The 13045-nt window shown below is 69.4% G+C and carries 12 protein-coding genes and 1 pseudogene; 3 read left to right on the top strand and 10 right to left on the bottom strand.

The genetic code is table 11. The features are described 5' to 3' along the window. The 6 genes and pseudogenes from NB3_RS31625 to NB3_RS31600 form a co-directional block, all read right to left on the bottom strand. Positions 1 to 218, bottom strand: a pseudogene (locus NB3_RS31625) (hydroxyneurosporene methyltransferase); the annotation flags it as partial. A gap of 40 nt (positions 219 to 258) precedes the next feature. Beyond that, positions 259 to 1041 carry a MerR family transcriptional regulator gene (locus NB3_RS31620; RefSeq protein WP_067810542.1) on the bottom strand — a complete coding sequence of 261 codons (783 nt, stop codon included), beginning with the start codon at positions 1039 to 1041 and terminating at the stop codon, positions 259 to 261. A 97-nt stretch (positions 1042 to 1138) separates the two neighbouring features. Beyond that, positions 1139 to 2644: a flavin-containing monooxygenase gene (locus NB3_RS31615; RefSeq protein ID WP_067810546.1), complete on the bottom strand. Its 1506-nt coding sequence runs from the start codon at positions 2642 to 2644 to the stop codon at positions 1139 to 1141. Positions 2645 to 2655: 11 nt separating this feature from the next. Next, positions 2656 to 3576, bottom strand: a complete 921-nt coding sequence (locus NB3_RS31610) for a ferritin family protein (protein ID WP_067810544.1) — start codon at positions 3574 to 3576, stop codon at positions 2656 to 2658. 10 nt (positions 3577 to 3586) lie between these two features. After that, positions 3587 to 4489: an SDR family NAD(P)-dependent oxidoreductase gene (locus NB3_RS31605; protein ID WP_067810540.1), complete on the bottom strand. Its 903-nt coding sequence runs from the start codon at positions 4487 to 4489 to the stop codon at positions 3587 to 3589. 1 nt (position 4490) lies between these two features. Beyond that, the gene (locus tag NB3_RS31600) at positions 4491 to 5477 is read right to left on the bottom strand and encodes an alpha/beta hydrolase (protein WP_084823833.1); all 987 of its coding nucleotides are present in this window, start codon (positions 5475 to 5477) and stop codon (positions 4491 to 4493) included. Positions 5478 to 5561: 84 nt separating this feature from the next. Between NB3_RS31600 and NB3_RS31595 the strand changes: the two genes are divergently transcribed. Further along, a complete protein-coding gene (locus NB3_RS31595) occupies positions 5562 to 6146 on the top strand; it encodes a GrpB family protein (protein WP_067810536.1) in 585 nt (194 codons plus the stop codon). 34 nt (positions 6147 to 6180) lie between these two features. On the opposite strand, the gene NB3_RS31590 is transcribed toward NB3_RS31595, so the two are convergent. Continuing rightward, positions 6181 to 7131, bottom strand: a complete 951-nt coding sequence (locus NB3_RS31590) for a D-isomer specific 2-hydroxyacid dehydrogenase family protein (RefSeq protein ID WP_067810535.1) — start codon at positions 7129 to 7131, stop codon at positions 6181 to 6183. 79 nt (positions 7132 to 7210) lie between these two features. Next, positions 7211 to 8179 carry a non-homologous end-joining DNA ligase gene (ligD, locus tag NB3_RS31585; RefSeq protein WP_067810533.1) on the bottom strand — a complete coding sequence of 323 codons (969 nt, stop codon included), beginning with the start codon at positions 8177 to 8179 and terminating at the stop codon, positions 7211 to 7213. 111 nt (positions 8180 to 8290) lie between these two features. Between ligD and NB3_RS31580 the strand changes: the two genes are divergently transcribed. Both NB3_RS31580 and NB3_RS31575 read left to right on the top strand, forming a co-directional pair. Next, positions 8291 to 8530, top strand: a complete 240-nt coding sequence (locus NB3_RS31580; protein ID WP_067810530.1) for a hypothetical protein — start codon at positions 8291 to 8293, stop codon at positions 8528 to 8530. Continuing rightward, positions 8527 to 8835, top strand: coding sequence for a hypothetical protein (locus tag NB3_RS31575; protein WP_067810529.1), 309 nt, complete (start codon positions 8527 to 8529; stop codon positions 8833 to 8835). Before NB3_RS31580 ends, NB3_RS31575 begins: the two co-directional genes overlap by 4 nt. 752 nt (positions 8836 to 9587) lie before the next feature. Here NB3_RS31575 and NB3_RS31570 read toward each other — a convergent pair. Next, on the bottom strand, positions 9588 to 11702 hold the full coding sequence (locus NB3_RS31570) for a RecQ family ATP-dependent DNA helicase (RefSeq protein WP_067810527.1): 2115 nt from the start codon (positions 11700 to 11702) through the stop codon (positions 9588 to 9590). Between the two features lie 129 nt (positions 11703 to 11831). Further along, entirely contained in the window at positions 11832 to 12761 is a 930-nt protein-coding gene (locus tag NB3_RS31565; RefSeq protein ID WP_067810524.1) for an alpha/beta fold hydrolase, read from the bottom strand. Positions 12762 to 13045: the final 284 nt, after the last annotated feature.

Raw genomic sequence — 13045 nt, 5'->3', positions numbered from 1 at the left:
AGGTCGGCGCCCCGCCGCGGCCCCGCCGCGAGCGCGTCGGCCACGCCGAGCGCCGCGGCGGCGTGGATGGCCTGCGTGATCCATCCCGCGGCGATCAGCTCCATCAGCGCGAGGTGTCCCGGCACCAGCTTGCGGAACGCGACGGCCATGGCGCCGCGCACCGATTCGACGGCCCGTACCAGCGGCAGCGGCGGAATTCTCGGTCGATCGGACGCCACGGCGACTCCATCCGTCGAAGGTCGGCACTCTGCGCTTCGTCTAGGAGGGTACGTCGCGCCCGGATTCGCTGCGCTGTTTGTCGCGCTCGGCGGCGGTGGCGAGATAGTCGCCGAGTTCGCGGCGCAGCGTGACGTCCAGCGAGCGGGCCAGCGTGGCGTGCACCGAGGCCACCGCCAGCTCGCGCATCTTGTTGAGCATCGTTGTGGTCTCGGCGATCTCGCTGCTGGTGTCGGGCATCCAGCCGGGGCCGTGCTCGTCGATGATGTGCTGTTTGGCCGCGGTGATCATGATGTGCGTGATGTCATCGATCCGGTCGGCCACCTTGGCGTAGATCTCGATGAGCGTGCGCAGCTCGAGGCCGTACTCGTGCAGTTCGGCGAACGAGGTGAGCAACTGGGTCTCGGTGAACACCACCGTGTCGCCCTCCAGCCGGACCAGCCGCATCTCGCGCAGCCGGTCCACCAGCTCGTCGGCGTCGGCGCCGAGGATGGTGCCGATCAGCTCGCGCGGCACCTCGAAGGTCTCGTCCTTGGCCCAAGACGCCGTCACGGCGTGTTGCAGGCCGAGCACCTCGGTCAGGTCCTTGCCGGTCTCCCAGCTGGTGATGAAGTCGGCGATGTGCGCTGTGGTGAAGCCGCGCTGCAGCAGCGCGTCGATCAAGCGCAACCGCTCGAGGTGGGCGTCGTCGTAGATGCTGGCCCTGCCGTCCTTGCCGACCGGCGGCGGCAGCAGCCCGCGTTCCTGGTAGGCGCGCACGTTGCGGGTGGTGGTGCCCGCGGCGCGCGCGAGGTCATCGATCCGGTACTCCGGCGTCGACCTCACCTCCCTCGCTGACCACGGCGCCGATGGACCGGCGGCGCGCTGTAGAACTCCCTGCGGACGGTCAAGTCTATCGTCCGCGCCGCCGGCGCTCCGGCACCTAGGAAACCGGCGCCACTCGTTGTCGCCGCTGGTCGGCGGTCGATTCGACCACGAGGTAGTCGTCGAGATCGACCTTGCGCAGCTGGTGGACGTACTGGGTGGCGAATCCCGGGTACATGGTCGCGTTGAAGCCGTCCTCGGTGAGATACCAGCTGCGGCATCCCGAGTTCCAGGTGGTGGCCGACAGCTTGCGCTGGATGGCGGCGTTGTAACGGTCCTGCCGGTCGCGCCGCACGTCCAGCATGCGCAGGTTCCGGTCCAGGATGATGCCGATCGCGCCGACGAGGTAGTCGATCTGGGCTTCCATGTACACCAGCGCCGAGTTGTGTCCCGGCCCGGAATTGGGTCCGAACGTCAGATAGAGGTTGGGATACCCGGAGACGGCGACGCTCTTGTAGGCATAGGCCCCGCGTGACCATTCGTCCGCGAGAACCCGGCCGTCGCGTCCGACCACAGGAACGGGCGTGCCGGTTTTCGAGACGTCGAAACCGGTCGCGAAGACGATGCAATCCGCCTGGTGCTCGATGCCTTCCGCGGTGCGGATGCCGTGCTCGGAGATCCGGGCGATCGGCCACGTGATCAGCTTGCAGTTGTCCCGTTGCAGGGCGGGGTAGTAGTCGTCGGTCATCAGCAGGCGTTTGCAGCCCGCGCGGAAGTCGGGGGTGAGCTGGCGGCGCAGCCACGGATCCTTGACCTGCCTGCGCAACTGGGCTTTGCCGACCAGTTCGACCACCCTGGTCAGCGGCGTGTTCCAGACCACGCCCAGCGCCACCGACTCGTGGCCGTAGAACCAGGCCCGCCGCGCCAGCTGCTCGGCCGCGGGCACCCGGCGGTAGAGCTCCTTGGTCAAGCCGTTGGTCTGCCGGTCCACCCGTGGCAGCACCCAGCCGGGCGTGCGCTGGAACACCTTCACCGAGGCGGCCTTCTCGACCAGCTCCGGGATGATCTGGACCGCGCTGGCGCCGGTGCCGACGACCGCGACGCGTTTGCCGGCGAAGTCGTAGTCGTGATCCCAACGGGCACTGTGGATCTTGTGGCCCCGAAAGGTCTCGATCCCGCGGATGTCAGGAAGACTGGCATTGGCCAGCGGGCCGGAGGCCAGCACGACGGCGCGGGCCAGAATCGGCTCCGCGTGGCCGTCGACCGCGATCTCCCAGACTCCCGCCTGCTCGTCGAACACCATGCCGGAAACGTTGTGCCCGAACCGGATATGCGGACCGAGCCGGAACTCCGCCGCCATCGCCTCGATGTAGCCGAGGATCTCGTTGCTGCCAGAGTAGGTGCGCGACCAGTTCGGGTTCGGCGCGAAACTGTAGGAGTACAGCCGCGACGGAATGTCGCAGGCCGCACCCGGATAGGTGTTGTCGCGCCAGGTGCCGCCGATCGCGGTGCCGCGTTCGAGGATCGCGAAATCGCGGATCCCGCGTTGCTTCAGCCGGATGGCCGTGCCGATTCCGGCGAAGCCGCCGCCGATGACGGCGACGTCGAGGGTGTGCGTGCTCATCGGATTCCCTGTCATGCGGCGGGCTCGTAGGTCAGTTCCTTCGACCAGGTCGGGTTGTTGCGCAGCAGCGTCTTCGGCACCAACCCGGTGATCTTCACCAGCGCGTCGGCCACCAGGTGATACGGGTGGCCGCGGTCGATCACCCAGCTGCCGTGCATCTTCACGATCTGGTACATCGGCAGCCTGCGGGCGAACTCGCTGCGCTCGCCCACGTTCGCGTACCGTTTGAGCGCTCCGTAGAGCTTCTCCTCGTCCACACCCATCGCGACGATGTTGTCGCGCATCTTGTTCAGCAGCGGCACGTAGCTGAGCACGCCGATGATCAGTGAGGGCTTGGCCCAGCCACCGACCAGGTCGATGAGCAGCTTGCGCATTTCCGCGTGGCCGAGCAGGTCCATCACGGCGAAGTCGACGGCCAGATGGCGGGATTCGTCGGAGTTGATCTTCTTGAACGCCTCCTGGCAGACCGGGTCCTCGATCTCGTCCATGATGAACTTGATCAGCGCGCCGTCGAGCGCGACCTCGAGCATCGGGATGACCGTGCCGAGGAACGACAGCGACATGTCGTCGGAGTACTTGTCCAGGAAGTCGATCACCAGCTTGACGTTGACGTTCGGCTGCGGGATCTCGTCACCCTCCAACATGCCCCACCGGCGCATCAGCGCCAGTTCGGCGTTGGCGTGCTTCTGCTCCTCGGCGTGGAAGTAGCGGTAGATCTCGCGCAGCGTCTCGTTCGGCGCCTTCTTGGCCATCGCCGCGAAGCCGCGCGCGCCCACGTTCTCGATCCACATCAGATCGGCCATGAACGGCTTGAGTTTGGCGTGCAGTTCCGGCGTGATCGTCTCGGCGCCGGGAGCGTCCCAGTCGATGTCGGCCAGCGCCCACTGGCGGTCCTTGATCTTGCGGAGCATGTCGTCGAAGTCCATCGCGATGGCGGCCATGTCAGACTCCTGTCTTGTCGGTGACCGGCGTGCGGTCGGCGGGGCTCGGGTCCTCTTGGGGCAGCAGCCGCTCCAGGAGCCCGAGGGCGAAGGTGTATTGCGCGGGGAAGTACCGCTTGAGCAGCCACACGACGTGCGCGTCCAGCTGCGGGAGTACGTAGAGCTGCCCGCGGTCGTGCGCGTCCAGGGCGGTGCGCGCGACCCGCTCGGGGGAGAAACCGGTCCAGCGCATGAGGAAGTCGGCCAGCTGCGCCGACTCCTTGGTGATCCGGCCGTCGCGGGCGACGTTGGTGCGGACGAACGTCGGGCACAGGACCGTGACCGCGACGCCGGAGCCGCTCAGTTCGGCCGCCATGGTCTCCGACAGCGACAGCACGCCCGCCTTGGACACGTTGTAGGCGGCCATCGAGGGAACGGCGGCGAATCCGGCGGCCGAGGCGACATTGATGATGCCGCCGCGCCCGGCGTCGCGCAGGCGCGGGGCGAAGACTTCGCAGCCGTGCACCACGCCCCACAGATTGATGCCGATGGCCCATTGCCAGTCGTCGAAACCGATGTTGCCCACCGGTTTTCCGCCGATACCTACGCCAGCGTTGTTGATCACCAAGCTGACCGGGCCCTCGAAAATCGTTTCGGCGAAGCGGGCGAGCAACTCCACGTCTTCCCGCTGCGCGACGTCGCAGCGGAAGGCGTGCGCGGCGCCGGGGTGATCGCGTTCGATCAGGGCGACCGTCTCGTCGGCGCGCGCCTCATCGATGTCGGCGCAGATCACCCGGCCGCCGCGGGCGGCGATCTCCAGGGCGAACGCCCGGCCGATGCCGCTGCCCGCGCCGGTGACCACGGCTCGCGCGCCGTGCGTGCGCCGGGGGCGGCCCAGAGCCGCCAACTTGTCCAATCCGAACATCTCAGCTCACCTTTTTCGTGCCGGAGGTAGCGACCAGCGCCGCGCGCAGGAAGTCGGCGGCGCGGGCGAGGGCCTGGTCGGCCTCGGGCACCACCATGGGAAGGGCCTGGAAGACGTGCAGTTGGCCGGGCCAGATCTCGAGTTCGCAGCTGCCGCCTGCGCGCCGGACCATCTCGCACAGCGCCTCCGCGTCGGCGCCGAGCATCTCGGTGCCGCCGACCTGCACCAGGATCGGGGGGAGCGCGAGACCGTCCGGGATGGTCAGTCGCAGGCGTGCGGTGTCGGCCGGGTGGCCGCTGGTGTAGGCCGCGGGCAGCCTGCTCGCGGCGGCGGCGGAGATCAGCGGATCGGTCCGGACGCGTTCCCGCTCGGCCGCGAGGCCGAGCGTGAGGTCCAGCAGCGGGGAGAACATCGCCACGGCCGCGGGTTGTGGTCGTCGGTGCCGTCCGTTCTCGACCAGCAGGTCCAATGCGAGATGACCACCCGCGGAGTCGCAGGCGATCACCAGGTCTCCCGCGGCGATGCCACGACCGAGCAACCAGCGGTAACCCGCCTCGACGTCGTCGGCCGCGGCCGGGAACCGGTGCTCGGGGGCGAGGCGGTAGTCGGTGAGGAAGACCGGCAGTCCGGTCTTGGCCGACAGCCGGGCCGCGAGTGCGCGATGGGTGCGGGCGGAGCAGATCACATATCCGCTGCCGTGGATGTAGTAGACCGCGCGCGTACCGAACGGCACGCCCGCCGCTCGGACCCATTCACCGCGCACCGCGCCCGACCGGACCTGGGTGACGGACGTGCCCGCCGGAACGGGGCCGCCGACGGCCATCAGGGTGGCGATGAGCTTGCGTGCGAACCACACGCCCGGCGCGTTCATCGGAACCGCGCAGTTCACCGGACGCAGGGTGAGCCTGGTGGCCGCCGCGGTCAGGGTGGCGCGTGCCGAGGGCGCGGTGGGAACACCGGGGACCGAGGTCCTCGTCGACCTTGTCATGCGCTAAGAATCAGTGATGAATGTGCCAGTTGTCAATGGCACATTTTGGAAGGGTGATTTGCCGATGGGATTACCGTGGAGGCTATGGCGACGTTGGACGACGCCGACATCGCGGCCGCGACTATCGGTGAACTGCAGCCTTATGCGGTCACGGTGCATCTCGAGGAATGCAACCCGGCGTGGCCGACCTGGTACGCGGAAGAAGAAGCCGCGATACGTGCGGCGCTCGGCGATGTCGCCGTGCGGATCGAGCACACCGGGTCCACGTCGGTTCCCGGACTCGCGGCCAAGGCGTTGATCGACATCCTGCTCCTGGTTCCAGATGCCGCCGAGGAAGCCGCCTATCTACCGGCACTGGAGGCTGCTGCCGGATACGCGCTGCGTATCCGGCAAGCGGACTGGTATCAGCATCGCTGTCTCGTTCGTCGTGTGGAGAGCGGTGCGCCATGGAGCGTGAACCTGCACGTACTCTCGCCCGAGTCGGGCGCGCCCGAGATCGAGCGGATCCTGGCCTTCCGGGACCGGCTGCGCACATCCGATGACGATCGAGCGTATTACGAGCATGCCAAACGGCAACTGGCGCAGCGTCGATGGAAGTTCGTGCAGCACTACGCCAACGCCGGGAGTGAGGTCATCGAGGAAATCCTCGGGCGGGCACTGTCCGGCTGAGCATTCGGATATTGCGCCGCCGGAACGGATTCCGTCAGTACCCGAGCGCGGGATCGACCGGCGCGAGGAACGGGCGGCCCTCGATGAAGCGCTCGACGTTCGCTTGGACGTGGTCGGCGAAGGCCGCCAAGCGCAGCTGCGGGGGATTCGAATCGTGCGGAGTGATAATCGCATTCGGCAGCGACCAGAGTGGATGGCCCGCCGGGAGCGGCTCGGGGTCGGTGACGTCGAGCCCGGCGCCGCCGATCGCGCCGGAGCGCAGCGCGGCCACCAGCGCGTCGGTGTCGATGAGGCTGCCGCGGGCGACGTTGACGATCCACGAGGACGGCTTGAGCCGCGCGAGTTCGTCCGCGCCGATGAGGTGCCTGGTGGCAGGGGTGGCGGGCGCGGCGACCACCACGTGATCGGTGTGCGGCCAGACCCGGCCGAGATGCTCGGCGGAGATCGTCTCGACCGACGACGGGATGCCGGGGCCGGTGACCGGGCGCCCGCTGCGGTTCACCGCGATGATGTGCGCGCCGAGCGGCACCAGCATCGGGATCAGCGCGCGCCCGATGCCGCCCGCGCCGACGATCGTCACCGTCTTGCCGCGCAGGGTGTCGACGTGCGGGAAGAAGTCCTGTTGCCGCCAGTCCGCCGCGCGCAGGTGCTCGGGCAGGTAACGGACGCCCGCGAGCAGCAGCATGAGCGCGTGCTCGGCCACGCTGGCCGCGAAAGCGCCTGCGGCGGAGGTGAACCGGACGCCGGGATGCCTGGCGATGACGCCCGCGGCGAACCATTCCTCGATACCGGCGGCCGGGAGCTGCACCCACTCCACACCGGCGGGCAATTGCTCCGGGAACTCGCCCGGACCACCGACCCAGATCAGTCCCCGCGCCTCGTCCAGATCGGAGATGGCGGCGCCCGCCTCGATCACGGCCTTCTCCAGCAACGTGGGAGGAGGGTCGATGGGGCTGATCGCGATCGTCACTGCCTGCCGGTTCATGGCTGGACCTCCTTCAGAGCAGTAGGACGTGGTCGCGAGCGGGTGGACGTTGCGACCGTAGCACCGCCCGTGCGCGGCATCAGGCCCCGCTCTGCTCGTCGTCGAGCTCCACGTCCACCTTGTCCCGCTCGGCCCACTCCAGGAGAGGATCCAGGTGGAACACCGCGTCGTCCATGCCCGCGTGCAGATCGCCGAGTTCGGCGAAGCGAGCGGGAACGGAGGACATGGTGAAGTCGCGCGGATCGATGTCGGGAATCTCGTCCCAGCGTACCGGTGTGGACACCGTGGCGGCGGGGACGCCGCGCACCGAGTAGGCGGCGGCGATGGTGTGATCGCGCGCGTTCTGGTTGTAGTCGACGAACAGCAGCTTCGGATCGCGGTCCCGACGCCACCAGGTGGTGGTCACGTCATCGGGAGCGCGGCGCTCGACCTCGCGGGCGAACGCGAGCGCCGCCCGGCGCACCTCCTGGAATCCCCAGTTCGGCGCGATCCGGACGTACACGTGCATGCCTCTGCCGCCGGAGGTCTTCGGCCATCCGACGGCGCCGATCTCGTCGAGGACCTCCCGCACCACCCCGGCAACGCGCTGCACCCGCGGCCACGGGCAGTCCGGCATCGGGTCGAGGTCGATGCGCCACTCGTCCGGACGCTCGGTGTCGGCGGCACGGGAATTCCACGGATGGAACTCGACGGTCGACATCTGCACCGCCCAGATGACGTCGGCGAGCTTCTCGACGCACAACTCGTCGGCGTGCCGTCCGTAGCGCGGGAAATACACCCGCACAGTGGGAATCCACTCCGGCGCGCCCGAAGGAAGCCGCTTCTGATGCACCTTGTCGCCCGCGAGTCCTTTGGGGAACCGGTGCAGCATGCAGGGCCGGTCGCGCAGCGCGTTGACGATGCCGTCACCGACGCTCAGGTAGTACTGCACCAAGTCGAGCTTGGTCGCGCCGGAATCCGGGAAGTAGACGCGGTCCGGGTTGGAGACGCGGAGCGTGTGGTCGCCGACCTCCAACTCGATCGCCGACCCGGTGGATTTGCTTGCCACGCGTCGACTCTAACGGCCGAGCCGGAGGATATCCGTGCACGAGCGCGAGCCGTCGCGACGGATGTGCCGTACCGCTCACCGCCGCCGCACCGCTCTGGTATGCATACCGGTATGAGCAAGGCGACGCGCGTGACCGTCACGCTGGACCCGCAAGTGGCCGAATGGGCCAGAGAGGCGGCCGATCGCCAGAACCGCAGCCTTTCGGCGGTGATCAACGCCGCCCTGCGCACCACGCTCGTGCACGACAGTCTGACCGCGCTGCCCATCGACGAGGACGCCGAGCTGGCCGCCGCCTACGACGACGTGACGCTCACCCAGGCCGCCGACGACGACGCCGACGGCGCCGCATGAGACGCGGCGAGGTCTGGCGCTACGCCCCGACGCTCAGTGACGGCACCCCCTTCCCGCGGCGCATGACGGTGGTACTGGTGTCCGACTCGGCGGTGATCACTTCACGCTACCGCTGGTTGCAAGTCGTTCCGCTACGCGACGCCGACCCCGGCCACGTGCTCGCCACCCACACCGAGCACGGCTGGGCCGACACCCTGAAACTGCACCGCGCCTACCGCCCCTGGCTCACCGAACACCTCGGCGTGCTCACCCAGGAGGAAACGGAATCCCTGGACGCGCGCTTACGGGCCACGCTCAGTCTCTGATTGCCGCGCCTTCGGCGCGGCGTGTTCTGTGTTTGTTTTCCAGCGCCTGCGGCGCTGGGTGTTCGCGGCCCTCTGATGGCTCGCGTGTGCGCGGCCGCCGCTTGCTCCTTCGTCGCGTACGCGGCGGCCGCGCACACGCGACCCGGGCCGCGAACGGCGGGTGCTCGGTCTCGCTTCGCTCGAAAGTCGTGGTGGCGGTGGGCTGGGCGCGTTGGTGTCGAACGCTGGGGTACAGGGCGCGCGGTTCAAAAGCCTGATCTGTTCGGCCGGGCCTCGCACTCGGCGTTCGCAGCGCACTAATGGCTGGTGTCCGTGCGACCGCGGCTTGCTCCTTCGTCGCCTACGAGGCGGCCGCGCACACGCGAGCCGGGCCGCAACGGCGTGTGCGCGGTCGCGCTTCGCTCGAAGCCGGAGTTGCGGTGCGCTGGGCGGGTTGTGTGGGAAGCATTGGTGTCGAGTGGGCGGTTGGAAGGGAGTAGTCGGTGCATCGCGGCGAGAGTCGCGGAGGCCGCGGCCGCGAGCGGCGCATGCCTTCGCCACCGGGCTATCCCTGGTCGACGCCTACCTGCCGGCGGGAAGCTGGCTGCCGCTGGGTTGGTAGGGGCGCTCGGGCTGTACTCGGCCCTGCGAGCCCATGGTCGTCGGGCCAGGTTCCGTAGAGGAATCTCGCTGCTTGCGTCGTAGGCGAGGCCGGTGTGCCGGTGGGCGGGTTCGGCGGCAGCGGAGCCGCTCGGGCGCGCCGAGTGTTGTCGTTATGTCGGTGTGGCCAGGGCGAAGGGCAGGATGGCGTCGGCGCCAGCGGCTCGGAGGGTGTGGGCGGCGACGGTGAAGGTCCAGCCGGTGTCGGTGATGGCGTCTACCAGCAGGATCGGGCCGGAGACCTGGGGCAGGTCGGGGACCTCCCATGAGTCGAACAGGCCGGCGACGCGGTGGGCGGAGTTGGCAGCCGAGACGGGTGGGCGGTCCGGGCGGGTGCGCAGCGTACCGAGGTCGCGCAGGCGGCCGACCTCGGCCAGGCGGGCGGCGAGGGTGGCGGTGAGCACGGGGTGGCGCGGCGATTCCAGGGCGAGCACCGAGGTCGGGCGGGCTGCCCAATCCCATTCGCGCAGTACGGCGACGCAGGCGTCGAAGACGGCGTCGGGGACCGGGTCGTCGGGGCCGTCGAGCAGCGCACGCAGTCGTTGCCCCCAGCCGAGGTCGGTCAGCCTGCCGAGCACGCGACCGGTCTCGGCGCCGCCGGTGATCTTGCCGGACAACGGAATTCCCAGCTTGGCCATACCGGTGGGCCACTGCTTGCGCGGCGCGAGATCGAGGCCGGGACGGTCGAGCCTGGCCTTGGTCGCGGCCACCGCGTCGGCGGCGACGGTGCGGTCGGGGCGATGGCCGGTGCAGTTGTCGCACCGGCCGCAGCCGGGCGAATCCGCCGACAGCCCCGGGTCGTCGAGCTGACGTCGCAGGAATTCCATGCGGCAATCGGTGGTCGATTGGTAGTCGATCATGGCCTGCTGCTCGGCCTCGCGGGCGATGGACAGCCGCTCGTACCGTTCGGTGTCGTAGGTCCACGGCCGTCCGGTGGCGATCCAGCCGCCGCGCACGCGGCGCACCGCGCCGTCCACGTCGAGGACCTTCAACACCATCTCCAGCCGGGAGCGGTTCAACTCCACCAGCGGTTCCAACGCCGCGGTGGACAGCGCCCGGTCGGAGTCCAGCGCGTCGAGCACGGCACGCACGATGTGCTCGCGGGGGAAGGCGACGGAGGCGAAGTAGCTCCAGATCCGCGCGTCCTCGGGGCCGGGCAGCAGGATCACCTCGGCTCGCTCGGTGCCGCGCCCGGCACGTCCCACCTGCTGGTAGTAGGCGATGGGGGAGGACGGCGCGCCGATGTGCACCACGAACCCCAGGTCGGGCTTGTCGAAGCCCATGCCGAGCGCGGACGTGGCGATGAGCGCCTTCACCTCGTTGTTCAGCAGCGCCGCTTCGAGCGCCTCGCGTTCGGCCGGGTCGGTCTGCCCCGTATAGGCGGCGACGGTGTGGCCGTGCGAGGCCAGCACGTCGGCGAGATCGTGCGCGGCGGCGACGGTGAGCGTGTAGACGATGCCGGAGCCGGGCAGCCGGTCGAGGTGCCCGCTGAGCCAGGCGGTGCGTTCCACGGCATCGTCGAAACGGACCACCGACAGGTGCAGCGACTCGCGGTCCAGCGTGCCGCGCAGCACCAAGGTGTCGGTGCCGATCTGGGTGGCGACGTCGGTGACCACCCGGTCGTTGGCGGTCGCGGTGGTGGCGAGGACCGGGACGTCCGAGCCCAAGTCGGCGATCAGCGTGCGGATGCGCCGGTAATCCGGCCGGAAATCGTGGCCCCAATCCGAGACGCAGTGTGCTTCATCGATCACCACCAACCCGGCGTCGGCGGCGAGCCGGGGCAGCACCTGATCACGGAAGTCCGGGTTGTTCAACCGTTCGGGACTGACCAGCAGCACGTCGACCGCACCCGCGGCGACCTGGGCGTGGATATCGTCCCACTCGGTGACATTGCCCGAGTTGATGGTGGCGGCGACCACGCCGGCACGGTGCGCCGCGGCGACCTGGTTGCGCATCAGCGCCAGCAGCGGCGACACGATCACCGTCGGCCCGCGCCCGGCCCTGCGCAGCAGCTTGGCGGCGATGAAGTACACCGCGGACTTGCCCCAGCCGGTGCGCTGCACGACCAGGGCCCTGCGCCGCCGGACGACGAGCGCCTCGATCGCGGTCCACTGATCCTCCCGCAGCCGGGCGTCGGCCCCGGCCAGCTCGCGCAGCAGCTGTTCGGCGTGCTCGCGCAGGTCGGGGGCCGTGAGGTCGATCGGGGACGCGTCGGTGGCCGTGGTCATGGGCTCCATCGTGCCCGACGTCACCGACAGGCGACGGGTGCGCCGGTGCGCCGCCGGTCGGTCAGCCGCGCCCGGCGCTTTCCGGCCACATACTCGTCACCGCGGGTGCGTCGTCGACGTGCGACGTGATCAGGCGGGTCGCGCGGTAGCGGCCGCCAGCTCGGCCAGCCGGGCCCGGACCAGATCCGGACGTTCCTCGAGGATGAAGTGGCCGCAGTCCCGGACCAATTCTAGGTGGTAGTCGTCGGCACGCGCGGTTTCCTCGGCGGCGAGCGAGGGGTGGACCGCCGCGTCTTCGACCCCGAACAGCGTGCGGATCCGGATCGTCGCTCGGCGCCGTTCACCGTGTCCGGCCGAACGCGGGACTTCGCGCAGCAGGAACGTGCGATAGGTGTCGGTCGCGGCGCGGGCGCAGACGGGATCGCGGAAACGGTCCGAGTAGACGCGGACCGCCTCTGGCCCGAACTTCGCGCGATCGCGTACCGAACCGGCGAAGACGAGTTCCAGGAAGCGGGTTCGCCGGTGCAAGTAGTCGCCGAACGCCGCGACGGCAGGCTGGTAGAGGAGGAACCGCCAGGCATGCGGGAGAAAGGTGCGCGCGGTCTGCCACGGGTGCGCGATGTTGAGCGCCAGTAGCGCGTCGAATCGCTCCGGTTCGCGCAGCACGAGCAGGTGGGCGATATAGCCGCCCCAGTCGTGACCGGCCAGCAGGACGCGCCCGCAGCCGAGTTCGTCCAGCAACGCGAGCAGGTCGGAGGCGACGTCGTCCTTGGCCCATCGGTGCGGCGGGGGACCGGACCAGCCGTAGCCGGGCAGGTCCGGCGCGATGATCCGCAGCCCGTCCGGCGGATCGGCCAGCAGATGACGGTAGGCGTAGTGATGCTCGGGCCAGCCGTGCAGTGCCAGCACCGGGCGCCCGTCGGGCGGGCCCGCCTCGGTCACGTGGAAACGCACGCCCCGGGCGGTGACGTAGGAGCGCCGCACGCCGGGAATCTCCGGCGGACCGGCCGCCGGGTCCGACCCGGGAGGGGGCGAGAGGAACGAAGGCCGCCAAGACATATCCGATGGTATCGACCAAACCACCAGGACAACGAGACCAACACGGACCTCGGCTTACGCGCTCGTCGGGGACACCGATCGGGACGGGCTCGAGTGCCCGGCAGCAGGTGATCCTCGGTGGAGCGGGCGGGAACGCCGGAACTCGAACGACCAGATGATCGAGCAGAGGCCTATGTCGTGGAGACAGCACCCGACTTGCTACCGCGGCGAGTGCGAGTCGCGCGTCATGCTCGAGCTGCTCTACCGATGGGATGCTCGGACGGGTGGTGCCCAGCCTGCGTCGT

Source organism: Nocardia beijingensis NBRC 16342 (assembly GCF_001612785.1).
Taxonomy (GTDB): domain Bacteria; phylum Actinomycetota; class Actinomycetes; order Mycobacteriales; family Mycobacteriaceae; genus Nocardia; species Nocardia beijingensis.
The sequence above is the reverse complement of the archived record's forward strand: the minus strand, read 5'-3'. Positions and strand labels throughout refer to the sequence as shown.

Excerpts from the sequence above, each read along its gene's own strand:
- NB3_RS31595 (WP_067810536.1), top strand. The coding sequence starts at position 5,562 with ATGGCGACGTTGGACGACGCCGACATCGCGGCCGCGACTATCGGTGAA.
- NB3_RS31590 (WP_067810535.1), bottom strand. The coding sequence starts at position 7,131 with ATGAACCGGCAGGCAGTGACGATCGCGATCAGCCCCATCGACCCTCCT.
- NB3_RS31605 (WP_067810540.1), bottom strand. The coding sequence starts at position 4,489 with ATGTTCGGATTGGACAAGTTGGCGGCTCTGGGCCGCCCCCGGCGCACG.
- NB3_RS31600 (WP_084823833.1), bottom strand. The coding sequence starts at position 5,477 with ATGACAAGGTCGACGAGGACCTCGGTCCCCGGTGTTCCCACCGCGCCC.
- NB3_RS31580 (WP_067810530.1), top strand. The coding sequence starts at position 8,291 with ATGAGCAAGGCGACGCGCGTGACCGTCACGCTGGACCCGCAAGTGGCC.
- NB3_RS31615 (WP_067810546.1), bottom strand. The coding sequence starts at position 2,644 with ATGAGCACGCACACCCTCGACGTCGCCGTCATCGGCGGCGGCTTCGCC.
- NB3_RS31570 (WP_067810527.1), bottom strand. The coding sequence starts at position 11,702 with ATGACCACGGCCACCGACGCGTCCCCGATCGACCTCACGGCCCCCGAC.
- NB3_RS31575 (WP_067810529.1), top strand. The coding sequence starts at position 8,527 with ATGAGACGCGGCGAGGTCTGGCGCTACGCCCCGACGCTCAGTGACGGC.
- NB3_RS31565 (WP_067810524.1), bottom strand. The coding sequence starts at position 12,761 with ATGTCTTGGCGGCCTTCGTTCCTCTCGCCCCCTCCCGGGTCGGACCCG.